Here is a 24,150-nt window from a genome sequence, read left to right as displayed (position 1 = left end):
ACCGTAATAAAGAGACAGAGTATGACGGCTTGTTGCCGATGTTGTCTTTTCGAAAATAACCCTCGCAACAACGCGATTGCGGATTGCATTGCAGTGTGCTGCGAGGGTGGGCGAGCGGATGGGTACTCTGCGGCGGCAGTGGCCGTAGAAAGGAAAGTATCAGTGGAGAATGTAAATATCAGCGGGAAGTGAAACGTGGCCCGGATGCGGTGCCGGGCTTATCGAATGAAAGGTGAGTGTGAAGATTGGAGGCTGCGTTTACAGCCAGCGCCAGATGCCCGCGGCCCATCCGGTGAGCGGCATATGAGCCCAGGTCGCGACGAGCCACACAACGAAACCGCCCAACAATGCATGCAAGCCGAAGCCGCCCAGCCGCGCCCGGCCAGCGGCGATCGCCGCGAACGGCAGGTAGCTCGTCTTCGACTCCCACTCAGGCCAGAGATCGGGCTGAAGCTGCTCTTTCTTCCGGTCCTGCAAGGCGGCGCCGACGAGCGCGAGAATCACAATAGCCGCTGCAACGATGTTGCTCTTGGCCACTGGGAACACAGCGATGTGACACAGCCCCCACAGTACGAACGACCACATCATCGGGTGGCGAGTCACTGCGTACACGCCGAGCGCCGCTGCCGGGAATGCAGCGGGCCGGCCGCCGGTGGGCAGCGCCGGGTTGCGGATCAAAGAGCCCATCAGGAGGATCGATGCGATTAGCATCACCGCCGTCGCAATCGCCCAGACCCCGTCTCCTGCCTGCCATAGTGGTGCCGTCAAAGGCGCCTTCAGGTAGGCGGCGATCAACCAACCAAGCGTCGCGAACGCCACCAGCGAATAGACGCCCAGGAACCCCGTTTCGCCAATCGTGCTGACCAGCCGCCTGCGCAGCGGATGGGATAAAACAAAGTGACTCCCCACGAAGGCGACTGCCGCCGCCGCAACTGCGCTGGTGCTTCCCATTGGCCCGGCTCCTCACGTTATATCGCTGGCTGACCGTACTGCGCGTGTTCGATTTCCAGTACCGAAGATTACTCCTTTGCGCTTTCCCTTCTTGTGGCTGCATGTGGCAACATCGCGGAGATCTCTAAATCACGTCCGGCCTTACGCAGGCCCACACACTTCAGGAGAGCCCATGTTCGACCACGTCAAATTCGGAGTCAGCGACTATGCAGCGAGCAAAGCGTTCTTCCTCAAGGCACTCGAACCGATCGGCGTAGCGGTTGTCGGGGAGGGGCCGCCGACGTACGGCGTCGAGCTTAGCCCGCCGGGCAAGGCTTCTTTGTGCCTGTACCAAACTGATGAGAAGCCGGCGCATCTTCACCTGGCATTCACGGCCGACAATCGCCAGCAAGTCGACGCTTTCTATCGCGCGGCGCTGGAGACGGGTGCCAAAGACAATGGTGCGCCGGGTCTGCGCCCGCACTACCACGCGAACTACTATGCCGCTTTTGTGATTGGTCCGGACGGGCACAACATCGAAGTGGTTTGCCACCAGCCCGAGGCCTAAGCCTTCCATCGAGCGGACTCGCGAGGCCAGGCGCGCGTCCGCTTCGGGCCTCGCTGCGAACGGTCAGGTTGATGGCTGTTCAGATCGACTTGACCTCGCCGCCATCCATCCTCAGCGTCGAGCCTGTCATCCAGTGTGCGGCGGGCGACACGATGAACGCCATCAGCTCGGCGATCTCTTCGGGGGTGCCATACCGAGCGATTCCCGCTTCGACAGGAAAGCGCGCCGTCGCTTCTTCGACCGTCATGTTGTGGAGCGGCGCCCAATGCTCCAGGTAGGATTGCCGCCGACCGGTCATTACCGGGCCTGGCAGCACGCTGTTGACCTGTATGCCGTCTGCAATCCCACGGTCCGAGAAAGCCTTCGCCAGCGCCACAATCGCCGCGTTGATCGTGCCCACGGCCGCGTAGGGTGCTTTGGGAAACAGCGCCGAGTTACCCGACATCAGCACCACCGACCCTGAGGTTTTCTTCAACAATGGCCATGCTGCAATCGTCAATCGTCGCGCGCCGTGCAGCTTCAGTGCGAAGCCGCGATCCCATTGATCGTCGCTCATCTCGAAGACATCGATCTGCGGCACCGCGCCCGCGATGTTGAGTAATGCGTCGATCTGGCCGAACGCCGACAGCGTCTGATCGACCACCTTCTGTGCGGCTTCCGGATCTGACAGATCGAGGTCGATTGGAAGCGCTTTTGCGCCTGCCTTTCTGACTTCGTCAGCGGTCTGGGCGAGGTTCTCACGATTGCGCGCAACCATCACCACCGACGGAAAGTCTCGCGCCAACCTGATGGCGGTTGAACGGCCGATACCCTGGCTCGCACCTGTAACGATTGCTACCTTGTTCGACATTTCCTTTCTCCTTCATTCCTGAACTGAACTGGACCCGACGAGTCGCTAAACCAGCGACTCAATGGACAACCACCACGCTGCGTTCGTCTGTCAGCGAATTAGAAAACCGGAAATAGCCGCGGCGATCTCTGCCGCATGCGTTTCCAGCGCGAAGTGGCCGGTATCGAAAAAGCGCACCTCGGCATTCGGGATGTCGCGCTTGAACGCCTCGGCGCCGGGCGGCAGGAAAAACGGATCGTTCTTTCCCCACACAGCGAGGAACGGGGGCTGGTGGCTGCGGAAGTACTGCTGGAATGCGGGATACAACGCGACATTGTTCCGGTAGTCGCCGAACAGATCGAGCTGGATCTCGTGCGCGCCCGGGCGGCTCAGATAGAACTCGTCAAGCGAGTAGCCGTCTGGCGATACGGACGCCGTGTCTTGCACGCCATGCCTGTACTGCCACATGGTCGCGTCGTGCGTCAGCATCGCGCGAAGCGCCTCGCGATTGGCTTGTGACGGATCCTGCCAGTAAGCGCGAATCGGATTCCAGCCTTCGCTCAGGCCTTCTTCATACGCGTTACCGTTCTGCGAGATGATCGCCGCGATCCGCTCGGGATGCCTGAGTGCAAGCCGGAAGCCGGTCGGCGCGCCGTAGTCGAATACGTACATGGCAAAGCGGTCGAAACCGATCTGCTCGGTGAAGCGTTCGATCACGGAGGCGATGTTGTCGAACGTGTACGTGAAGGCATCGCGGCTCGGCATGTCCGACTGGCCGAAACCAGGCAGATCGGGCGCGACGATATGGAAGTGCTCAGCCAGTAACGGGATCAGGTCCCGAAACATGTGGCTCGAGCTCGGAAAACCGTGGAGGAGGAGCAGTTTCGGCGCGGTCGGACGACCCGCTTCGCGATAGAACACCTTGATGTGGTCGACGTCAGCGTAACGATAGGAAATGGCGGACATGAGTTGACTCCCGGTTGGGCAGCGGTGAGTTCGAAATGGCAGGCGCGAACAACGCCTGTCGGTATGACGGGTTTGAGTAATCCCTAGCGTGCCGAGACGGCTTGAACTGCTTCGACGATCACGTCGGTGACGATGTCAGGGCCTGTAACGGTGGGCGTGTGATCGACCTGGTGTGAATGCACGCGCGCCTTCATGCGCTGTGCCATGAAATGTTGCGTGTCGGGACTGATCATCCGATCCTGCTCCGCGGTCAGGAACCAGCTCGGCCGATCCATCCAGAGTGGGCGCCCGACCGGCTCGCCAATGCACGACACTGAAATGGGACGTTGAACCGCACCGAGCACCGTCAATTCCTGCGCCGTGGCGTTCTGCGCGAACGCCGCTGCGAATGCCTCTTCGGGCAGCCAGATCAGGCCATGCTGATCCGGTGACAGTTTGGGCGCCAGCGGATGCGCTTCGCCACGGTAGAACACATCGCCCACCGTTTCGCCTTCGGCAGGCGCAAGCGCGGCGACATACACCAGCGCCTTGACGTTGTCGGCGCGCGTCGATCCGATTACTGCGCCGGCGTACGCATGCCCGGCAAGAACAACCGGACCTTCAATGCGCTCCAGCGTTCTGTTCAGGGCGGCCACGTCGTCATGCAAAGAGGTCAGCGGCAACGGCGCCGCAACAGCGTTGATGCCGTGTGCCTTCAGGCGTTCGACGACCTTGCTCCAGCTTGATCCATCTGCCCACGCGCCGTGCACAAGCACCGCGCTCACATTGCCAATAGACATTTCTCGCTCCTTTGAAGGAATGGGGTGCTGCTTGTGATGCACGTTCATCGCGTCGAGTTGTGCGTCGCGTAACCTGTCAAACGCGTATTTACAGGTTACAAACTAGATGCGTAACTTGTCAAGTGCATTTTTAGTGGTTACGATGTATCCACCGTCACTTCATATTCGTCATGAGAAATGGACTATCGTCAGATGCCCGCGATCCTCGTGGCCGATGCGCCCGGTCTGGATTTCTTGAACTCGATCGCGACGCCGGTGGATGAGCCAGTCGACTGGATCGGCGATGGAGAAGATCTGCTCGCCTGGCTGGAGCAGACCGGATTTCTGCCGCGCGCGGCGCTCGCGGAAATACGAACCCGCTCGACGCCGGCCGAACTCGACGACGTTGCGGCACGTGCGCGCGAATTGCGCGAGTGGTTCAGGGGATTTGTGCGAAAGAGGAAAGGGCGGCCGCTTGCTGCCAAAGATTTACGCGAGCTCGAACCCTTGAATCGACTGCTCGAGCGCGATCAGCAGCATGGCGAAATCGTGCCGAACACATCGGGCGGCGCGACGAGCTTTGAACTTCGGGCGAAGCGGCGCTGGCAGTCGGCGGAGTCGTTACTGATGCCCATCGCCGAGGCGTTGGCGAAGCTGGTGTGTGAAGAGGACTTCACGTACGTGAAAGCGTGCGAAGGCCCTAAATGCACGTTGCTGTTTGCGGATCACACACGTGGCCACGCGCGGCGGTGGTGCAGCATGGCGATCTGCGGCAACCGCGCGAAGGTCGCGGCGCACCGCAAGCGGCTCAAGGAGCAGGAGAACGGCTAGCTTTCGCGGCCAAAGCCGCATCACACAGCAACGCACGTCGGGTCAATGTCTGAGTCGACGCCGCCTCGGCCGATTCGGGTCGCGTATGAACCTTTTGATGGAACACCGCTTCGTTCTCCGCGCAAGTCAAATGAATCCGCCGGCTGCGCGCAGTCACCATGCCGGCGGCGCGACAGTCGGTGAATCAGGCGGGAGATCGGGGTGACGGCTACGTAGGCTCGCTCTCGTACCCGCAAACAGGCAATGCAGCGAAGCGTAGCAGGGAAGGTTGCCGCCAGTTGGTTTCCGGAAGAACGAATTACTCGCGTATGTGCAGTGGCCCACACTTCTCCGTGGCTTGCCGGGCGGCACGATGCTTGCTGAAATAATCGCGGGTGTTTTTCTTTGCGCGAAGTCGGCGCTCGGTGCAAGCGAAGGAAACTGACGCAGCATCGTGGTCAATTCCGGACTCAGACAACGCCAGTTCCGGGCTTGATTGCGGCAGAATAATCAGCTCGACCCGATTAAGATTAATTATTCCATTCGCATACTCTGACGGAAAGGCCGCGCAAGTTTGCACTGTTCATGCAAAGACCCCGGTACTATATGGTTCAGCGGGAATTGGCCCGGGAGCCAGCGTGAGAGAAGCCGGCGTGCAAGCCGGTGTGAAACGCGCCGCATATTCCACGTATAAACATGAACAATTTTATTCGACCCCCTGTTTCCTATCCGGCATCCGTCGTTTTCGTGGACGACAGCGACAGCTACCTCGATGCATTGCGCCGATTCTTTCCGGATGTTTCAATCAATCTGTTTTTCACTCGGCCCCAAACTGCACTTGCTTTCATCCGCAAGCATGCTCGCGAGCATTCGCTGGTGTTTGCGCCGGCCTCGGCCGGTTTGAGCGAGGTCGGTCTGGAACGGTTCGTTGAAACCTCGGCCGAGCGTGACGTCCTGGCCCGGAACGCCCGATTTTCGGAGGTGGCCGCGGTTGTTGTGGATTACGACATGCCCGGACTCAGCGGCGTCGAATTCCTTTCGTCCATATCCAATTTGCGTTGTGCGAAGGTGCTCCTGACCGGCGTTGCGGATGAGACCGTCGCGGTAAAAGCCTTCAATGCCGGCATTGTCGATCTGTATCTGAGAAAGACGGACGCGGATTCGGCTAACCGACTGGTTCATTTTTTGAAAGATGCCAGAAACCGGCATTGTTCGGAGGCGGGCTGGTTGGGGCTGGGCGAAAACGGCCTGACCTATTGCGATCCGCGAACGAGCAAGGCCATCGACGCGGTGGTTGCCGCCGAAAACATCGTCGAGTATTACTGGCGTCCGGAGCAGAATGCCATCCTGATGTTCGACCGGGCGGGCAACCCGAGTGTTTTCCTTGCCTGGGCTGAGAACGACTGGATCGCCCAGGCGGAAATTGTGGCGGATGAGAGCGGGCCGGCGGATCTGTTGCGGCGGATGGCGGTACGCGAGTCGATGCCGATTTTCTGGCCGTACCTGGCCTATCGTCCCGGTACGAACTACAAAACGGTCACGCCGCAATCCATCCCGGGTTGGGACGACGCTTTCTATTGCTGGAGCCGAATCGATTCTGCCGACGTGGGTCTGAGCACGCAGACATTTTCGCAATGGCGCAGCGGCCGGATGCAGCAGACCCACTCATGAAGGATCGGCCCCTTCGCATAGTCCGCTATGAACCTGCCGGAATAGACCGACGTTTTCCGCCCCATTGAGCCACATGTACGCCATTCCGACCGCCTTTGTCTCTGCGCTGTTCGTGGTGTTCGGACTCTATGTACTCATCACACAAGGCGTGACGCGGCTGTCCGCGCCATTCCTTCTGATGTGCGCGGCGACATTTGCATGGCAGGGCACATGGACCTTGCTGTTCCAGACGGAAGATCCCCACATTGCGAGCGTGCTGGTCCGGGTCGGTTATCTCTTCATTCTCTTTCTGCCCACCACGTTCTATCACTTCGTCACCGAGGTGGCGGCGAGGCGCCGCGAGCGGCCCATCTTGCTCGCGTCTTACGGCATGTGTGTTGTCCTCGCCGTGCTGCTGCCCGGCACCGAAGTAGTCTCCGGCTACCGGCACTTTTTCTTTGGCTACTATCCGAGCGCCGGGACGCTGCATCCTTTGCACGTCCTGCAGACCGTGTTGCTCGCCGCCCGCAGCGGACAGCTTCTGCTCGCCGCGCGCAAGCAGGCCGGCAGTGAAGCGCGCCGGCGTCTCGATCTCTGCTTTGCAAGCCTCTGCCTATACTCGTTCGCGGCAGTCGACTATGCGGTCAACTACGGTTACCCGTTCTATCCGCCGGGTGTGCTGTTCATTGCGCTCAGTCTGGGCCTTCTCGCGATCACGATCGTTCGTTATCACCTGATTCACCCCTATGCGATCGCAGCGACAATCGCGCACGAAATCGCGACGCCGCTCGCGACGATCGCCATGCACGCCGACGAAATCGCCAGCGTATGGGCGCATGTGTTCAAAGGTTACAAGCTGGCGGTCACGCATGGGCTGTACGACGATCAGGAGGGGCATTCCGGGCAGTCCGAGCGCATCAGCCACCTCGCCACGGCGATCAGAAGGGAGGTGTCGGGCACCAGCGCGATGGTCGAGATGGCGCTCGCATCGTTCACCCTGGATCGCCTGGACCGCACTCGCTTTAGTCCTCATTCCATGCAGCAATGTGTGACGTCGGCGCTGGAGCGCTATCCGTTCCGTAGCGACGAACGCGTACGCGTCACCGTGGCGCCGATCGACCCGGCGCTATGCTTTTCGGGTTCGGACACGTTGGCGGTTTTTGTGCTGTTCAATCTGCTGAAAAACGCGTTGCACGCGATTCACGTGAGCGGCGAAGGCGAGATCGCAATCAGCGCGGTTCAGGAAAACGGCTTCTGCGTACTGCGATTCCGCGACACGGGGCCGGGCATCGCGCCCGACGTGCTGCCGCATATCTTCGACGCCTTCTTCTCGACGAAGCGGCATGGAAGCGGCGCGGGAATGGGGCTCGCCTTCTGCCGCCGCGCGGCGGAATTGCTGGGCGGCACGATCGAATGCATGTCGACGCGCGGTTCACACACCACCTTCACCGTGCGCTTACCGGTACCGGGGTCGCCAGCGGACCGTGCACTGAGTAAAGCGCCGGCGCGCTCCTTGCGCCGGCGTCCGCAGTGAAGATTAAGGGTGGAATTAGCGGTGAAACTTAAAGATCAAACTCAGCGGAAAAACTGAACGGCGAAAGTCCGCCGCTGAGATCAGGCGGCCAGTGCCGTCATCGGCAGCTCATATTCCTTGACCCGTTCGACGATTCCTTCCGGAAAGCGCCTGATCTTCCGGTCCCGCCCGGCGTACAGGATCTGCTGGTAACCCTGTGAAACCTGGCGCCCATCCACGCAGAAGCGAAACAGCAGGTAGGCGGAGCATTGCTTGACCTGCACCGTGTTCAGATAGCAATCCACGTGCTGGAAGGGGAAGGTCTCGTGGACGTACTCCTGGTGCGCGCGTTTGGTCACGAACATGCCGTCCGATCCCAGCAGGTCATTGTGGATGCACTCATGAAACCACCGCTCGCGGCAAACACCTTGCCACTCGAAGTAGCGTGAGAAGTACGTATTCATGAACGCGTTCGAGTCCTTTAGATAAATATCGAACGTGTGGTGGAAGGTTTTGAGCGAGCCCGTGGCGATCGGGTCTTCCGAAAGAAGGGCGGATCCTCGGTTGAGGGCGGTAGGGATATTGTCACGCATCAACATACGATTTTCCTTTCGCAGGAACGGCTGCTTGCGGCAACCACGCATGCCTCCCTGTACGGCAGGCACATCCCATTCTGTTGGGGATGTGGGTCGTGTGGCTATTGGCTGACAAACATGTGACGAAGAAAACTGACAAATGCCCTTGCAATCGGCGCGGACTACGCCGCAACACGCGTTTGCAACCACCGAAGAAGCGGCTTCAATTTCTCGCGATATTCATTGCGCGGCGGATGCACCAGATAATATCCAGCCCCGGTCTCCACCACGCGCTTGAACGGCGTCACCAGTGAGCCACTGGTGAGATTCTCTCCGACCAGGTTCAGATCCCCCAGCGCCACCCCCAAGCCGCGTGCCGCGGCGCTGAATGCGAGATCCAGCGTGTCGAACACCTGCTCCCGATACGTATGCGCGGCAAGGTTGCCTTCCTGCTGCAGCCACAGAATCCAGCCTCGCCGGCCGAAGCTGGAATGCAGCAACGTGTGGTGTTTCAGATCTTCGGGTTCCACGAGCGGCGGTGTGCCGCCGGCAATCTGCGGCGAGCAGACCGGCGTCAATCTCTCGCGCATCAGACAGGTGGCTTCCAATCCTTCCCAATTGCCGGTTCCGAACAGGATCGCCGCGTCGAGTGTGCCTTCGCCGAAATTGGTCGGCAGGAACCATGCGGTGTCGATATTCAACTGCGTGCCGGGCACTTCAGCGTAGAAGTCGGTGAGGCGCGGCAGCAGCCAGCGCGCCGCCAGTGTGGGCGTGACACGCAGGGTAATGGTCTGGCCGCCTGAGTTGGTGATGTGCATCGAGCGGCGCGCGGTTGCCAGCAACTCTTCGACGATCGGCACCAAGCGTTGGCACTCCGCAGTCTGCACGACCATGCGGGTGTGCCTGACGAACAGCGCGCAACCGAAATACTCCTCAATCTGCTGGATATGCCGGCTCACCGCGCTCTGGCTGAGAAACAGCTGCTGCGATGCAGCCGTGAAGTTGCCGCAACGGGCGACCACCAGCAGGGTTTGCAGCACGTTGAAGGGAGGATAGCGTTCGATCTTCATTTATGCACAACTCGCATGGTAACCATGAGATTTTACCGTTTGTGGCCGGAAAATTGGCGTTCTTAAATCCCTTCAACAAGTCCGGATTTCCATGCCCGAAGTAGCCTCGCAGTGAGTGCCGGGGTGCCGCCGCTGAGCATCGGGTTTGCCTTACCCAGCGGGCAGAAACACCGGATCGACGCCGTGTCGAACAATGCGTTTAAGGGAGTTTTAGTTTGGTCCGATCTACCGTCACGTTGCCCCTGCAACAGGGCATGCGAGCGTCGCAAAGCCATGCAGACAGTGCAAGTGCGTCTGAGGAGTCGGGCAACGGTTCTCAAATGGGATATGTGGAGCGCCAGCTGGTTCAGACCGCACCGCGCTGGCCGGAAGGACACCGTTCCTGCGTCGCGCTCGCGTTCGATCTCGACGGCCCGACCGGCGATGCGATGCTCAACGGTTCGATCTGGACCAACCCTTCGTATTTCACCCTGGGCAGTTATGGCCCGTGGCGCGCGCTTGGCCGTCTGCTCGATATGCTGAACGAGCGGCGTGTGCCGGCAACCTTCTTCGTGCCGGCCTGGGTGGTCGAAAACTGGCCGGATCAATGTGCGGCGATCATCGCGGGCGGCCATGAGATCGCTTACCACGGCTACCGGCACGAGGCTTTCTGGACTCTGGATCGCGACGGCCAGCGCGAAGTGATGGAACGCTCCGCGGAAGTCTTCGCCAAATATCTCGGCATGCAGCCGGTTGGTTTTCGCACGCCGTCGGGCGACTGGGGGCCGGACACGATTCGCGTGCTGATGGAGGCCGGCGTGCGCTATTCGAGTTCGATGCGTGGCGACGATCGTCCTTATCTGCTGCACGCCGAGGGCATCGCCGAGCCGATGGTCGAAATTCCGGGCCGCTGGGAGCTCGACGATTATGCGTCGCTGGCCTATCACCGCAACCCGGATTTTCCGGCGAGCCTCGACCGCATTGCCAGCTATGACACGACGCTCGACAACTGGCGTCGCGAATTCGACGGCTCACATCGTGACGGACTTTGCCTGACCACGCTGTTTCATCCGAAGGTGTCCGGCAAACCCGGCCGGATTGCGCTGCTGGAAAGACTGATCGATCACATGCACGCACAAGGCGACGTATGGTTCGCCACATGCCGCGACGTCGCGCAATGGTGGCTCGATAACAATGCCTCGGGACACGCGCAGGAGTTCAGCGCATGAATGCACTTCACTGGCCGCACAACGCGCGCTGCGCGGTGGTCGTCACGGTCGACTTCAACGACGAACACGGCATCCTGACTCAGGAACCGCGCATCGCCGGCCGCGAGAAATCGCTTTCGGTCTGGCGCTATGGTGCGAAACGGGGCGTGGATCGCGTGCTCGACGCGTTCGATGAGTTCGATGTCCGCTCGAGCTGGTTCTTGCCCGGACGCGTTGCCCAAACCCACACGGACTTGCTGCACCGTATCGACGCGCAGCAACACGAAATCGGCACGAGTGGATTTCGCTGCGAGAACTTCGACACACTCACGTTCGATGAGCAACGACAGGCGTTCCTGGCAGGTCAGCAAGCGCTCGTCGACACACTCGGTCGGCGCGTGCAGGGTTTTCGTTCTTTCTACGGCAATTGGGCGCCGGGCTTCGCGGACTTTCTTCGCAGCGAAGGGGTCACGTGGTCGTCTTCATGGCGCGGCGACGATCTGCCGTATTTTCATTTGCCGGACGCAAACGCAGGGACTGTGGTGGCTGCGGACACGCCCCCGCTGGTCGAACTGCCGCTTCACTATGAACTCGAAGACGAACCGTACTTCGTCTACAACCTGTCGCCAGCAGTACCGGTCGGACAGCCACGGATTCCCTCGTATCGGGAAGTGCTGGTGAACTGGAAGCAGGATTTCGCGGCGTTCCGCCGCTTCGGTCTGTGCTTCGTGCTGAGGCTGCATCCGGAGCTCATCGGTACAGCGGGACGTATCGACGTGTTGCGCGAGTTGCTAGCGGAGATGCGTTCGCATGATGACGTGTGGTTCGCGACGGGCGCGGAAGTAGCGGCCTGGTGGCGGCAGAACGTCGATGGCAACGAGCCCGGTCATCCGGTCGAGGTTTTTGCACGGCATCGCGAGGCTGCACGATGAGCGCGCGTGATCTGTCGCTGTCGGAGCAACTGGCGGCATTCGTCGCCGGCGTACCCGACGACGCGCTGCCTGCTGCCGTCGTCCATAAGGCCAAGCGGCACATCCTCGACACACTCGGCGCGTCGCTCGCCGGTGCCGCGGCCGTGGAGTCGCGCAGCGCGCGGGCGGTCATGTCCGGCGACGGGCCAGGCGTCGCGCAGGTCTGGGGCACGCGGCAGTCGCTCGGCCCGCGCAGCGCGGCCTTCGTCAACGGTATCGCCGCGCACGCATTGGAACTCGACGACTCGGGCGGCTGCGATCATTCCGGCGCGGTCGTGCTGCCTGCCGCATTCGCGGCGCTTGCGTGCTCACCGCGACCAGTCTCGGGGCGTGAATTTCTCGCGGCAGTCGTGCTCGGCTATGACGTCGGCAGGCGAGTACTCGAAGCGTGCGGCGGATATTCGCCGCACAACGCACGCGGCTGGCATTCGACGATGACCTGCGGCGTGTTCGGCGCGGCGGCGGCAAGCGCGCGCCTCCTCGGACTCGACGCCGTGCAAACCGGCGCGGCGTTCGGCCATGCGGGCAGCTTCAGCGGCGGCCTATGGGGCTTCATTCACGACGCGTCGCAAACGAAACGTATGCATACCGGCCGCGCGGCTGAAGGTGGATTGCTGGCGGCATTGCTGGCGAGGGAAAACGTCAGCGGCCCGACGCAGGTGTTCGCGGACGTATGGGGCGGCTTCTTCAACGCGTTCGCTCCCGACACGCAGAAGCCCGAAGCCTTGCTGCACGAACTGGGCGACACGTGGAAGATCATGCGTTGCTCGATCAAGCCGCACGCGTCGTGCCGCAGCACGCATGCAGCAGTCGATGCCACGCTCGATCTGCTGCGTGACATCAGATTCGATCCGAACAGGCTCTCGAACGTGCACGTCCGATTGAGCGCATTCGTCGAAGGCATGTGCGGTGGCCGCGATTTGCGCAACCTGGCCTCATCGCAGATGAGTTTGCCGTATGCGGTTGCTTCGGTGCTGGTCTATGGCCATGCGAGGATTGGCGCTTATCTAGAGGCTGCGCGAACCGATCTGCGGGTGGCCGCGATGATGGAGCGCATCACGCTCGAAGTCGATCTGACGATGTCCGATCTGGACGAGCCCATCGTCACGCTCACGATCGCCGATGAGATGCCGCGCTCGCGGCAGGTGCTCACGCCGCTCGGCGATCCGCGCAATCCATTGTCGGATGCAGACTTGCTGTCGAAGTACCACGCCCTGGCCACGATGGCGCTCGAAGACGCATCGGCGAACGCGCTTGCCGACGCCGTACTCGATCTGGACAATCTCGCCGACGCGCGAACGCTTCTATCGTGGCTTGGCGGCGATGCCGATGCCAAACCCGCGCTGCGATAGCACGACAGGCCGCGACGGAAGCTCAATCGTTTTGATGACAAGCGTTCAATTCTTTAAAGGTATGTCCTCCATGTCCAAGCCGAACCCGCTGCGCGCTGCGTCCCGTTTGATGGCAGTCTGCCTGTCGACCTTTCTCTTCGGCGCTGCAGCCCATGCGCAAGCGTTGCCTGATTCGATCGCCAAGGCCAAGGTCATCAAGGTCGCGGTCAACTCGATCTACCCGCCGATGGAATACAAAGACCCGGAGAGCGGCGAATTGACCGGTTTCGATATCGACCTCGGCAATGCGATTGCAAAGCAACTCGGCGTCAAGCTGGACTGGCAGGAGTCAGCGTTTGAACAATTGCTGCCCTCGCTCGCTACCGGGCGTGTGGACATGGTGTTGAGCGGATTGAGCGATGTGCCGGGGCGCCGTGATACAGCGGACTTTCTCGACTATCTGAATTCAGGCGCGCAGTTCTACATCCTGACGGGCGCGCATGGCGGCGAGATCCGGCAGTCGGCGGATCTGTGCGGGAAGTCGGTCGGCACGAGCCGCAGCACGTCGTTCCCGGCGGACACCGCGGCATGGAGTACGAAGAACTGCGTCGGCAAGACGCCGATCACGGTAGTGGGTACGGAAGACACGTCATCCGCGCGTATGCAGTTGAAGCAGGGGCGAATCGTGGCGGGCGTGCAGGGCAGCGAAACCCTGCCGTACGCAATGAAGCTCGAACCGAACACCTACAGGCCCATTGGTGAACCGTTCGCGGCTTCGCCTGAAGGTATTGCCTTTGCGAAATCCAACCCGAAGCTGCGCGATGCGGTGCGGGCCGCGCTCGACAAGCTGGTCGCGAACGGCACATACAGTGCGATCGTGGCGAAGTGGGGCCTGCAATCGAGCGCGGTTCAGCAGGTGACGATGAACGGCGCGAAGGACCATTGAAGCAGTTGGGTCACTCGACGTACTCGCTCAGCCACGTGGCGAATGCGGACACGAGTGGCGTATCGGACAACTCCTGCCGGGACACGAGGTAATACGCGTGTCTCGACGGCACGGTGATGTTGAACGGCCGGATCAGCGTGCCGTCCATCAGGTCGTCCCGCACCGAGAAACTGTCGCCGAGCGCCACACCCTGACCGTGAATCGCCGCTTCGATACCGATATGCGCATTGCCGATTTCCAGAATCCTGATGCCCTCGAGTTTGTCGGCCGATGCATGCGCAAGCCACCGCATCCACGACCCCGAGTGCTCGCAAAACAGCGCTTTGCCCGCGAGGTCCTCGGTTTTGCGGATCGCGTTGGGACCGTTCATCAAGGCGGGACTGACCACCGGAAACAGCGCGGGATGCGTAATCAGCGTGACGTGACGATCGCGCCAGCGGCCTTCCCCGTAGCGCACGCATACGTCGACATCGGGCGAATACACCTCGCGGTCGTCGTTGGAGGGGATCACTTTCAGATTGACCGCCGGGTACTGGTCGAGAAACTCGCCGATGTGCCGGGCCATCCAGCGCGACGTGAACAGCAGCGGTGTGGATACGACGAGATCGCCGGCCATCTCGGGCGAGTCCAGTTTGACCACGGCGTTGGCGATCATGTCGAACGCGTTTTTGACGGGCTGCAGCAAGGCCTCGCCTTCACGCGTCAGTTTCACGCGCGCCTTTGATCTGATGAACAACGTAACGCCGAGCGATTCTTCGAGAATGCGGATCTGATGGCTGACCGCGCTGGCGGTCACGTGCAACTCCTGCGCGGCGCCGGCCACGCTCGAGCGCCGCGCGGCGGCTTCGAACGCACGGAGCGGATTGAGCGGTGGCAGACGGTTTCGCATGAGGCAGGAAGAGATGCTGAGAAAAATTTCATTTGAACGGAATTTAATTCTCGCTACAAGAAGAAAAACTGGATACGTACAGTGGGGTCAACTTAACCGAGGGCTGGCAGCGATGAATATTTCTGAACCGATCGAGCGTTTGTGGGGTGGGCGTTTCAAGTCGGGGCCGTCGGCGGCGCTGAAGGCGCTGTCGCGTTCGGACCCGAGCTTCTTCCGGCTCGCGCCTTACGATCTGGCCGGTTCTCGCGCGCATGCTCAGGAGTTGCGCCGCGCGCAGATCCTGACCGAGGATGAACTGCAGCAACTGCTCGGAGAAATGGACAAGCTGCAAGCGCAGTACCTCGCAGGCGAGATCGGACCGTCGCAGGATGACGAGGACGTGCACACGTTCCTCGAACGCGAATTGACGCAGCGTTTGGGCGCCACCGGCGGCAAGCTGCGCGCGGGCCGCTCGCGCAACGACCAGGCGGCCAACGACCTGCGCCTGTTCCTGCGCGACAAGGCTCGCACGCTGACGCACGCGGTAATCGATTTGCAGAACGCACTGATCGAACAGGCCGATGCGCACACCCGCAGCGTGACAGCGGGCTTTACCCATCTGCAGCCGGCGCAGCCGGTCGTGTTCGCGCATCATTTGCTGGCGCACGCGCAGTCGATTTACCGCGACGTCGATCGTCTGGTGGACTGGGACCGGCGCAGCGCGCGCTCGCCGCTGGGCGCGGCAGCGTTGGCGGGCTCGGCGATCTGCCTCAGCCCGGAGTTGTCGGCCGCGGAGCTCGGTTATGACGCGCCGTGCGAGAACTCGATCGACGCCGTCGCTTCACGCGATCACGTCGCGGAATTCGTGTTCATCGCGAGCATGCTGTCGGTGAATCTGTCGCGGCTGTCGGAAGAAGTGATCCTGTGGACGACGCGCCAGTTCGGCTGGGTCGTGCTGGACGATGGCTATGCAACGGGCAGCTCGATCATGCCGCAGAAGAAGAATTCGGATATCGCGGAGCTTACGCGCGGCAAGGCGGGGCGACTGATCGGCAACCTTGGCGGCCTGCTGGCGACGCTGAAGTCGCTGCCGCTCGCGTACAACCGCGATCTGGCGGAAGACAAGATCGCCGCGTTCGACAGCATCGACACGTTGGAGTTGGTATTGCCGGCAATGGCTGGCATGATCCGCACGATGCAGGTGAACGCGGACGAGATGCGCCGCCAGGCGCCGCTGGGTTTCACGCTCGCCACGGAGGTGGCCGACTGGCTCGCGCTGCGCGGTATTCCGTTCAGTGAGGCACACGAGATCACGGGCGCGCTGGTGAGGGCGTGTGAAGAGCAGGGCATCGAGCTGGGTGAAGTATCCGTGGCGACGTTGGCGCAGGTGGATGCGCGGCTGGAAGCGTCGGTGCTGGAGCACGTGACGCTCCAAGCGGCGGTGGCCGCGCGCAGCGGCTACGGCGGCACGGCGCCGGCTCGCGTGGAAGAGCAGATCACCCGGCTGCGTGCGGCGATCGACCGGCAGGCCGCGTGGGCAGCGGACTACAGGGGGCCATCATGGTAAGCGTTTCCAACGATCGGGCGGCACTGCCCGCGGAGGCTCAGAAGCAGATGACAGAGATGAGTGAAGACGTCACCGACATTTCGCATCTGGTCCATGTGCGGCGCCGCTACTGGGGCCGTTATGTGGCCTCTGCGGCGATCATCGCGTTGATTGGGTACGTGGTGTTAGCGTTCGCGCATGGGCAGATCGAATGGCGTTACGTCGCGCGCTTCCTGACGGCGCGTTCGATCCTGAACGGCCTCGTCAACACGATCGTGATGACGGTGCTGGCGATGGTGCTGGGCGTGGTGCTCGGCGTGATCACCGCGATCATGCGGCTGTCGCCCAATCCGGTTTTGCAAGCGGTCGCGCAAGGCTATGTGTGGCTGTTTCGCGGCACGCCGGTGATCCTGCAATTGCTGCTGTGGTTCAACCTCGCGCTGGTGTTTCCGTCGATGGGGATTCCGGGCCTTTTCGAATTTCGCACGGTGGACGTCATGACGCCGTTCCTCGCGGCGTTGCTGGGTCTGGGGATCAACCAGGGGGCGTACACGTCGGAAGTGGTGCGCGCGGGGCTGCTGTCGGTGGACACGGGCCAGTATGAAGCGGCCAAGTCGATCGGCATGCCGCGGCTGCAGGCGCTGCGCCGGATAATTCTGCCGCAGGCGATGCGGGTGATTGTGCCGCCGATCGGTAACGAGCTGGTGGGGATGGTGAAGCTGACCTCGCTCGCGAGCGTGATCCAGTATGCGGAGATGCTGCACAACGCCGAGAACATCTACTACGCGAATGCACGGGTGATCGAGCTGTTGATGGTGGCCGGGGTCTGGTACCTGGTGGTGGTGACGGTGCTGTCGTTCGCGCAGTCGCGGGTGGAGCGGCACTACGCCCGCGGGGCGGGACGTGCATCGGGCCGGCAATGAAGGCGCCAGCGACGACAGGACAAGGAGCCGAAATGAATTCAATCGTTCGCGCGGTCGACGTGCGCAAATCATATGGCGAGTTCAAGGCCTTGCAGGGCATCACGCTGGATGTGGCCAAAGGCGAGGTGCTGTGCGTGATCGGGCCGTCGGGCTCGGGCAAAAGCACGTTCCTGCGCTGCATCAACCAGTTGGAGAAGATCAACGAAGGGGCGCTGTGGGTGAACGGCGAACTGGCGGGCTACCGGCGCGTGGGCAACCGGCTGCACGAACTGTCGGAGCGGCAGGTGGCGCGTCAGCGCCTTGCGACCGGCATGGTGTTCCAGAAATTCCACCTGTTCCCACACAAAACGGTATTGGAGAACGTGACCGAAGGTCCGGTGCAGGTGCTGAAACGGCGTCGCGCGGAAGCGGAAGAAGAGGCGCGTTCGTTGTTGAAGCGCGTAGGGCTCGCTCATAAGTGCGATGCGTTTCCGGTGGAACTGTCCGGCGGACAGCAGCAACGGGTGGCGATTGCACGTGCACTGGCAATGCATCCGCAACTGATGCTGTTCGACGAGCCGACCTCGGCGTTGGATCCCGAACTCGTCGGCGAAGTGCTGGCGGTGATGCGGGACCTCGCGCGAAGCGGCATGACGATGATCGTGGTGACGCATGAACTGGGCTTTGCACGCGAGGTAGCCAACCGCGTGGTCTTCATGGATCAGGGGCAGGTGGTGGAAACCGGTACACCTGATCAGGTGCTCGGGCAGCCAAAACATAAACGTACGCAGGATTTCATCTCGGCCGTGCTGTCCTGATCACAACCGCGGGTTCCAACTGGGACCCGCTTTTCAGATTCTTCTAACAAGCGAGTTTCTATGAACGCGTCCCTTCGTTTGCGTGAATGGTTCACCCTGGTTGTTGGCGTCGTGGCGCTGCATGCGCCGCTGCTTCATGCACAAACCGCTCCGTCAATTGGCAAGAGCACGCTCGTCGCGGCGATCGTGCCGAACTATCCGCCGTTCGAATACAAGGACCCCGCTACCGACAAGCTGATGGGTTTTGACGTCGATCTCGGCGAAGCCCTCGCCGCGAAGCTCGGCGTCAAGCTCGAATGGCAGGAAACCAACTTCGACCAGATGATGAGCGCGCTGACGACGAAGCGCGTCGACGTGATCCTGTCGGGCATGACCGATCTGCCCGAGCGCCGCGGGGCGGTGAACTTCCTCGACTACATCACGACCGGTCCGCAGTTCTATACGGTGAAGGCGCGTGCGGGTGAATTCGCGACGATGGATGCGTTGTGCGGAAAGACTGTCGGAACGAGTCGCCGCACATCGTTTGTGAACGATACGACGAAGTGGAGCAATGAGCATTGCGTGAAGGCAGGTAAGCCGCCCATCAAGGTGATCGGTACGGATGGCTCGTCGGACGCGCGCATGCAGTTGCGCCAGAACCGGATCGATGTGGCAGTTCAGGGCGGTGAGACTTTGCCGTACCAGAACTCGATTGAGCAGAACGCGTACGCGCCGATCGGCCAGCCATTCCTGTCGCAGTACACCGCGATCGGCATGTCGAAGGACAACGCGGCGCTCAATACGGCGTTGACCAATGCGTTCAATCAATTGATCGCTGACGGCACCTATCAGAAGATCCTGGCGAAATGGGGTTTGCAGCAACACGCTGTGCCGAAGGCGCTTGTTAACGCTGGGACTTGATACGGTCGGGCGCTAGCCTCGCCCAGGCTGTCATCAGGCTCGACAGATGGTTGGCCCACGCCGCTGGCTTCCCGAGCCAGCGGCCCATGGTAGTGGGCTTGAGCGCTTCGAAGCCGCCGTGCGTTTTCAGCTCCGAGCCATCGCCTTGCCGACATGCTCCGCAAACGCTTTCACCTTCGCCGAATGCCGGCGCTCCAGTGGGCTCACCAGATGGATCGGGATGGGGATCGTGTCCCAGTCCGGCAACATCCGCTGCACTTCGCCACTGGCTAGCTCGTCGTCGAACAGCCATGTCGGCGAATAGCCGATCCCCATACCCGCGAGCACCGAGGCCCGCATGACCTCGCTGCTGTTGGTTTGCAGATTGCCTTCGACCCGCACGATGCGCGTGGTTCCCACCGGATCCGTCGCGCCGGGCCCCGCCGTAAAACGCCACGCGTTGCGCATCGCCAGTTCGGTGTAGACGATGCAGTTGTGCTCGACCAGGTCGTCGGGAACGCGTGGCGCTTTCGTTCCTTTGGGCAGTGAGCGCACATAGCTGCGATGCGCCATCAGCATCCGCTGTGCCGTTCCCACGCGACGCGCGATCAGGCTGCTGTCCGGCAGATCGCCGAGCCGCACCGCGACGTCGATCCCCTGTTCCACAAGGTCGACAAAACCATCGCTCAGGCGCAGGTCGATCTTCACGCCCCGATGCTCTGCCAGAAACGACTGAACCAATGGCATGAGCTTGAGGCGCCCGAAGCCGACTGACGCCGCGATTCGCAGCCAACCCGTCAGTTGCTGTTCGCCGCGCCGCAGCGCGCCTTCGGCCTCCGCGATCTCCGCGACGAGGCGCCGCGCCTGCTCGAAATAGTGTTCACCTTCTTCCGTCAGCGCGAGCGAACGCGTGGTTCGCGTCAGCAGCCGTGCGCCCAACTCGCGCTCGAGTGCCGCGACCTGTTTGCTCACTGCGCTTTGCGTCGTGTCGGCCTCGTGCGCGACCGCGGAAAAGCTGCCGGCCTCCACCACGCGCACGAACGTCTTCATTGCCTGCAGCTTATCCATTTTGCTCAATATATTCCTATGCGGAATCAGTCATATGAGCATACACCATCTATATCCCCAATCTGGAATCAGTCAAAGTGCAGTCGTCGCAAACGCGATTCGATGCAACCCAATCCAAGGAGTACGGACATGAACTCACCCGTCGTTCTTATCACTGGCGCGCTGACCGGTATCGGCCGCGCTACCGCTCTTGCTTTTGCTCGCGAAGGAAACCGCGTGGTCGTCAGCGGTCGTCGCGAAGAGGCAGGTCAGGCGCTTGCCGCCGAATTGCGCGCGCTCGGTGCTGAAGCTGAATTCCTGCGCGCCGATGTGCGCTTCGAAGCCGAAGTGCGCAGCGTAGTCGAGCAAACCGTGGCGCGTTTCGGGCGCCTCGACGTGGCGGTCAACAACGCAGGCACGGAAGGTCAACTGGCGCCGATCGTCGAGCAGACAGCAACCAACTACGAAGACACGTTCTCGGTCAACGTGCTCGGCACGCTGCTGTCGCTCAAGCACGAAATGCGCGTGATGCTGGAGCAGGGCGCGGGTTCGATCATCAACCTCTCGTCGATCGCGGGCCAGGTGGGCATTGCGGGCGCCTCCGTCTACGCAGCCAGCAAGCACGCGGTCGAAGGTCTCACGAAGAGCGCGGCACTCGAAGGCGCTGCCGCAGGCGTGCGCGTCAACGCCGTGGCGCCCGGTCCTGTAGCGACCGAAATGCTCGACCGTTTTGCCGGCGGCAGCGAGGAGGGCAAGGCCAGTTTCCTTGCGACGATACCGGCGCGACGCGCCGCGACTCCAGATGAGATCGCCCAGACCATCGTCTTCCTTGCGAGCGACAAGGCGCGCTACCTCACCGGACAGAACATTGCAGTCGACGGCGCCTATACCGCGCAATAACGCACAGGTTTTTCCACCCAGCTTCATTCATCTTTTTTACTCAGGAGTATCACCATGACCACCATCAACGTCCCAACACGCGACGAAGTTTCCCCGGCTAACCAGGCTATCTTCGACAAGCTCAAGAGCAGTCTCGGCACAGTGCCTAACCTGTACGCGACGCTGGCCCATTCGGAGCATGCGCTCGGCAGCTACCTCGCGTTCCAGAACGCGAAGAGCAGCATCACCGGCAAGGCGCGAGAAATCGTGAACCTCGTCGTGAGCCAGGTCAACGGCTGTGAGTACTGTCTGGCCGCCCACACCATGATCGGCAAGATGAACGGCTTCACCGACGAACAGATTCTCGAAATCCGCAGTGGCAAGGCAAGTTTCGACGCGAAGTTCGACGCGCTCGCGCGCCTGGTGAAGAGCATCACGGTCAACCGCGGACACGCCGATCAGGCGCTTGTGGATGCGTTCTTCGCTGCGGGCTGGACCAAGGCCAATCTGGTCGACACGATCGTCGTGATCGGCGACAAAACCGTCACTAACTACCTGCACTCAACGACGCATGTGCCGGTGGATTTCCCTGCTGCGCCGCAACTTACTGCATGATGGTTGCAGCCGGGCAAGGCGGAGCGTTCATGCGATGCCCGCGTTGCCCGGCTGACTGGAGCGTTACCTGTATCTATCCAGTCAGCGATCCCCGCATGTCAGCCAGGTGCCTGACTACAATGAAGAGCCTTGAAAGCAATCCCGATGAACTGCAAGCGATCAATTAAGCACGGAGAAGACGATGATAGAACGACACATGGTGACGACAGCGTTTGACCTTCCGGGCCACAGGATAGAGCGTTCATTCGGCGTCACTCGTGGGATCATCGTTCGGTCCCGGTCCATCGTTGGCGCACTTGGCGCGTCGCTGCAGACGATTTTCGGAGGCAACATCACGCTTTACACGTCGCTGTGTGAGCGAGCGCGGCAGGATGCATACGAGCGCATGATTGCCCAGGCCGCGGACCTGGGCGCAAACGGCATCATCGGTATGCGGTACGACGCAACCGAGATAGCGAGGGGCATTACGGAGGTGCTGTGTTACGGGACGGCGGTCCGCGCGACGTTGCCGGCTTGAAGAGCCTGTGCCGATCAGCGCTGAGAACATGACCACCTGGTCATGTAATGCTTTGCGAGTGAAATGGGTTTGTATGCCTACATGAATCGTGGCACGATGGTTTTTTGACCGGGCGTGATTCTGGGCGATCCGCGCCAGTACTGGCGAATCGCACATGTGTCGAATATAACTATGCATCGCAGGCGTTTTGTATTGGCTGCACTGAGTGCGGCAGGCGTGACGCTCCGTGCGCATGCAGCATCCGCAGGCCCATTCGCTATCGTATACCCGCATTACCGCCCCGAAGATCGGGCACGTGCGGTCTTCCCTCTGGCGGTGCTCGACCTCGCAATGAAAGCGGCCGGCGCCGATTACGTGGCGCGGCAGGCTGACGTCCTGATGGAACGGGGGCGTGCGCTGGCAGAACTGGCGGGCGGGAGCAACGCCATCAATCTGCTCTGGACGAGTACGGACGCCGAGGCGGAACGCGGCTTGAACGTGGTACGGATTCCTATCAATCGCGGGCTGATCGGCCACCGGATTTTTGTCATACGAAAGGATCGTCAGGCTGATTTCGACAGGGTGAGGAACCTGGACGATCTGAAGGCATTGACGGGCGGTCAGGGGCTTGGCTGGATCGATACAAAGATCATGAGAGCAGCCGGTCTGAACATAGAGACGGTTCCCTATGAGACGGTGTTCGACATGGTCCAGGGTGGCCGGCTGGACTATTTTCCGCGCGGCGCCATTGAAGCTTTCGCGGAACTGGACGAGCCGCGGCACAGAGATCGGGATCTGGTTGTCGAGAAGCGCCTGCTTCTGAAATACCGGTCGGACTTTATTTTCTACGTCTCCACGAAGCACGCAAGCCTCGCCCAGACCATTAACAGGGGGCTGGAGAAGGCCTATCTCGACGGATCGTTCATGCGGCTGTTCAACTCGCATCCCTACATTCAGGACGGGCTGCTCCGTTCCAACCTCGCGAGCCGCAAGGTCTTCGTTCTCGACAATCCGTATCTTTCCGAACAAGATCGCCGGATCCCGGACAAGTACTGGATGAGCTAATGTCGTGCGGGCTTGGAGGCGTGCTTTGCTTCAAGCATCATCGTGTCGCCGGCCATCTTAAGAAAACTATCAACGATTGGATTTGTGTACTGAAGCTGCGGACATACGGTGAACCCCCGAAACATGACGTCCGGTGAAAACGGCCGAAACTGGATCTTCGTGGGATTGGCATCGATAGTCGCGAGCGGATTCACAATGCCGATTCCCAACCCGCGCGACACCATCGCGCAAATCGTCGCGCCGTATGGCGTTTCGATAGTCGGCACCTGATTGACTTCCGCCTGACGCAACACGCGATCCAGCGCCGACCGCGTGTCGTCCGCATACGAAGCCAGAATCAACCTTTCGTTACGCAGATCGCGTGCATGGATACGTTTGCGCGCGGTCAGCGGATGCCCGGCCGGTAGCGCACACACGCCGGGTAGCCGGTATAACTCAGCGCTCGTCACACCGAACGCCTCGGGCGTAGTCGTAGCAAAGCCAATATCGCAATAGGCCGACGACGCCCAACGCTGGATCGTGCCTTCACTGCGCATTTCCAGCGATATCGCGATGCGTGGATAGACGGCGAGAAAACGCTCGATCACCATCGGGATGAACGACAACGCAAGCACCGGCGCCGCGACGAGCCGCAGACGGCCACTCCCGAACTGGCGGATTTCACGTGCGGAATGCGCCAGTTTCTCGATACCCACAAAACTCCGGTCCACTTCGCGATAAAACGCGCTCCCCGCATCCGTGGCCTGGATCCGTCCGCCGTTGCGCGTGAACAGCGCCAATCCCGTCGAAGCTTCCAGTTCCGCAATCAACCGGCTGATGCTCGGCTGCGACGTGCCAAGCTCCTCGGCGGCGGCGGTCATCGAGCCGCGCAACATGACCAGCCTGAACGCATCGATCTGCCGCTGATTCATCGTTTTGCCTCGTCTGCCTT

Annotated in this window: 25 protein-coding genes; 16 read left to right on the top strand and 9 right to left on the bottom strand. The window is 61.2% G+C overall.

The genetic code is table 11. From position 1 onward, the window contains the following. Positions 1-258: 258 nt before the first annotated feature. Positions 259-951 carry an NnrU family protein gene (locus M0D66_RS10920; protein WP_266210746.1) on the bottom strand — a complete coding sequence of 231 codons (693 nt, stop codon included), beginning with the start codon at positions 949-951 and terminating at the stop codon, positions 259-261. A gap of 172 nt (positions 952-1,123) precedes the next feature. On the opposite strand from M0D66_RS10920, the gene M0D66_RS10915 reads away from it, so the two are divergent. Next, positions 1,124-1,498, top strand: a complete 375-nt coding sequence (locus tag M0D66_RS10915) for a VOC family protein (RefSeq protein WP_266210745.1) — start codon at positions 1,124-1,126, stop codon at positions 1,496-1,498. A gap of 79 nt (positions 1,499-1,577) precedes the next feature. Here M0D66_RS10915 and M0D66_RS10910 read toward each other — a convergent pair whose 3' ends face one another. The 3 genes from M0D66_RS10910 to M0D66_RS10900 form a co-directional block, all read right to left on the bottom strand. Next, on the bottom strand, positions 1,578-2,348 hold the full coding sequence (locus tag M0D66_RS10910) for an SDR family oxidoreductase (protein ID WP_266210744.1): 771 nt from the start codon (positions 2,346-2,348) through the stop codon (positions 1,578-1,580). 90 nt (positions 2,349-2,438) lie between these two features. After that, entirely contained in the window at positions 2,439-3,293 is an 855-nt protein-coding gene (locus M0D66_RS10905) for an alpha/beta fold hydrolase (RefSeq protein ID WP_266210743.1), read from the bottom strand. 83 nt (positions 3,294-3,376) lie between these two features. Next, positions 3,377-4,072, bottom strand: coding sequence for an alpha/beta fold hydrolase (locus tag M0D66_RS10900; RefSeq protein ID WP_266210742.1), 696 nt, complete (start codon positions 4,070-4,072; stop codon positions 3,377-3,379). A 177-nt stretch (positions 4,073-4,249) separates the two neighbouring features. Here M0D66_RS10900 and M0D66_RS10895 point away from each other — a divergent pair, with 177 nt between their 5' ends. From M0D66_RS10895 to M0D66_RS10885, 3 genes are all read left to right on the top strand, one after another. Beyond that, positions 4,250-4,882: an ABATE domain-containing protein gene (locus tag M0D66_RS10895; protein ID WP_266210741.1), complete on the top strand. Its 633-nt coding sequence runs from the start codon at positions 4,250-4,252 to the stop codon at positions 4,880-4,882. A 675-nt stretch (positions 4,883-5,557) separates the two neighbouring features. Further along, positions 5,558-6,532 (top strand): response regulator, encoded by a 975-nt coding sequence (locus tag M0D66_RS10890; RefSeq protein ID WP_266210740.1) that lies wholly within the window; start codon positions 5,558-5,560, stop codon positions 6,530-6,532. 73 nt (positions 6,533-6,605) lie between these two features. Further along, complete coding sequence (locus M0D66_RS10885; RefSeq protein WP_200619978.1) at positions 6,606-8,045, top strand: sensor histidine kinase; 1,440 nt, start codon at positions 6,606-6,608, stop codon at positions 8,043-8,045. Between the two features lie 80 nt (positions 8,046-8,125). On the opposite strand, the gene M0D66_RS10880 is transcribed toward M0D66_RS10885, so the two are convergent. Continuing rightward, entirely contained in the window at positions 8,126-8,623 is a 498-nt protein-coding gene (locus M0D66_RS10880; protein WP_054041457.1) for a thioesterase family protein, read from the bottom strand. A gap of 158 nt (positions 8,624-8,781) precedes the next feature. Continuing rightward, positions 8,782-9,669 carry a LysR substrate-binding domain-containing protein gene (locus M0D66_RS10875; protein WP_266210739.1) on the bottom strand — a complete coding sequence of 296 codons (888 nt, stop codon included), beginning with the start codon at positions 9,667-9,669 and terminating at the stop codon, positions 8,782-8,784. 215 nt (positions 9,670-9,884) lie between these two features. On the opposite strand from M0D66_RS10875, the gene M0D66_RS10870 reads away from it, so the two are divergent. The 4 genes from M0D66_RS10870 (at position 9,885) to M0D66_RS10855 (ending at position 14,104) form a co-directional block, all read left to right on the top strand. Next, a complete protein-coding gene (locus tag M0D66_RS10870; protein ID WP_266210738.1) occupies positions 9,885-10,877 on the top strand; it encodes a polysaccharide deacetylase in 993 nt (330 codons plus the stop codon). Beyond that, the gene (locus tag M0D66_RS10865) at positions 10,874-11,788 is read left to right on the top strand and encodes a polysaccharide deacetylase (RefSeq protein ID WP_266210737.1); all 915 of its coding nucleotides are present in this window, start codon (positions 10,874-10,876) and stop codon (positions 11,786-11,788) included. Before M0D66_RS10870 ends, M0D66_RS10865 begins: the two co-directional genes overlap by 4 nt. Next, positions 11,785-13,179: an MmgE/PrpD family protein gene (locus M0D66_RS10860; RefSeq protein ID WP_093642652.1), complete on the top strand. Its 1,395-nt coding sequence runs from the start codon at positions 11,785-11,787 to the stop codon at positions 13,177-13,179. Before M0D66_RS10865 ends, M0D66_RS10860 begins: the two co-directional genes overlap by 4 nt. Before the next feature lie 70 nt (positions 13,180-13,249). Further along, entirely contained in the window at positions 13,250-14,104 is an 855-nt protein-coding gene (locus tag M0D66_RS10855; RefSeq protein WP_244179501.1) for an ABC transporter substrate-binding protein, read from the top strand. Between the two features lie 10 nt (positions 14,105-14,114). Here M0D66_RS10855 and M0D66_RS10850 read toward each other — a convergent pair whose 3' ends face one another. Further along, positions 14,115-14,993 (bottom strand): LysR substrate-binding domain-containing protein, encoded by an 879-nt coding sequence (locus M0D66_RS10850; RefSeq protein ID WP_200619982.1) that lies wholly within the window; start codon positions 14,991-14,993, stop codon positions 14,115-14,117. Positions 14,994-15,105: 112 nt separating this feature from the next. On the opposite strand from M0D66_RS10850, the gene argH reads away from it, so the two are divergent. From argH to M0D66_RS10830, 4 genes are read left to right on the top strand one after another with little or no spacing between them, the layout of a single operon-like run. Next, positions 15,106-16,539 carry an argininosuccinate lyase gene (argH, locus tag M0D66_RS10845; RefSeq protein ID WP_266210736.1) on the top strand — a complete coding sequence of 478 codons (1,434 nt, stop codon included), beginning with the start codon at positions 15,106-15,108 and terminating at the stop codon, positions 16,537-16,539. Between the two features lie 47 nt (positions 16,540-16,586). Continuing rightward, positions 16,587-17,441: an amino acid ABC transporter permease gene (locus tag M0D66_RS10840; RefSeq protein WP_093642972.1), complete on the top strand. Its 855-nt coding sequence runs from the start codon at positions 16,587-16,589 to the stop codon at positions 17,439-17,441. A gap of 32 nt (positions 17,442-17,473) precedes the next feature. Then, complete coding sequence (locus tag M0D66_RS10835; RefSeq protein WP_093642644.1) at positions 17,474-18,238, top strand: amino acid ABC transporter ATP-binding protein; 765 nt, start codon at positions 17,474-17,476, stop codon at positions 18,236-18,238. A gap of 60 nt (positions 18,239-18,298) precedes the next feature. Next, complete coding sequence (locus M0D66_RS10830) at positions 18,299-19,138, top strand: ABC transporter substrate-binding protein (RefSeq protein ID WP_093642641.1); 840 nt, start codon at positions 18,299-18,301, stop codon at positions 19,136-19,138. A 126-nt stretch (positions 19,139-19,264) separates the two neighbouring features. Here the strand turns inward: M0D66_RS10830 and M0D66_RS10825 are convergent, their stop codons facing one another. Next, positions 19,265-20,185 carry a LysR family transcriptional regulator gene (locus tag M0D66_RS10825; protein ID WP_093642639.1) on the bottom strand — a complete coding sequence of 307 codons (921 nt, stop codon included), beginning with the start codon at positions 20,183-20,185 and terminating at the stop codon, positions 19,265-19,267. Between the two features lie 129 nt (positions 20,186-20,314). Here M0D66_RS10825 and M0D66_RS10820 point away from each other — a divergent pair, with 129 nt between their 5' ends. The 4 genes from M0D66_RS10820 to M0D66_RS10805 all read left to right on the top strand — a co-directional run bounded on the left by M0D66_RS10820 (position 20,315) and on the right by M0D66_RS10805 (position 23,219). Further along, a complete protein-coding gene (locus M0D66_RS10820; protein ID WP_200651701.1) occupies positions 20,315-21,064 on the top strand; it encodes an SDR family NAD(P)-dependent oxidoreductase in 750 nt (249 codons plus the stop codon). 54 nt (positions 21,065-21,118) lie between these two features. After that, positions 21,119-21,658, top strand: a complete 540-nt coding sequence (locus M0D66_RS10815) for a carboxymuconolactone decarboxylase family protein (protein WP_200651703.1) — start codon at positions 21,119-21,121, stop codon at positions 21,656-21,658. 181 nt (positions 21,659-21,839) lie between these two features. Further along, entirely contained in the window at positions 21,840-22,175 is a 336-nt protein-coding gene (locus tag M0D66_RS10810; protein ID WP_200651705.1) for a YbjQ family protein, read from the top strand. Positions 22,176-22,367: 192 nt separating this feature from the next. Continuing rightward, complete coding sequence (locus M0D66_RS10805) at positions 22,368-23,219, top strand: hypothetical protein (RefSeq protein WP_308112681.1); 852 nt, start codon at positions 22,368-22,370, stop codon at positions 23,217-23,219. On the opposite strand, the gene M0D66_RS10800 is transcribed toward M0D66_RS10805, so the two are convergent. Then, positions 23,216-24,130, bottom strand: a complete 915-nt coding sequence (locus tag M0D66_RS10800; protein WP_200651706.1) for a LysR substrate-binding domain-containing protein — start codon at positions 24,128-24,130, stop codon at positions 23,216-23,218. The two genes, M0D66_RS10805 and M0D66_RS10800, sit on opposite strands and share 4 nt — an antisense overlap. Between the last annotated feature and the right edge of the window lie 20 nt (positions 24,131-24,150).

Source organism: Paraburkholderia sp. SECH2 (assembly GCF_030464795.1).
In the GTDB taxonomy this organism is placed as follows: domain Bacteria; phylum Pseudomonadota; class Gammaproteobacteria; order Burkholderiales; family Burkholderiaceae; genus Paraburkholderia; species Paraburkholderia aspalathi.
Note: the sequence above shows the minus strand (reverse complement) of the source record. Positions and strands in the feature narration are given on the sequence as shown.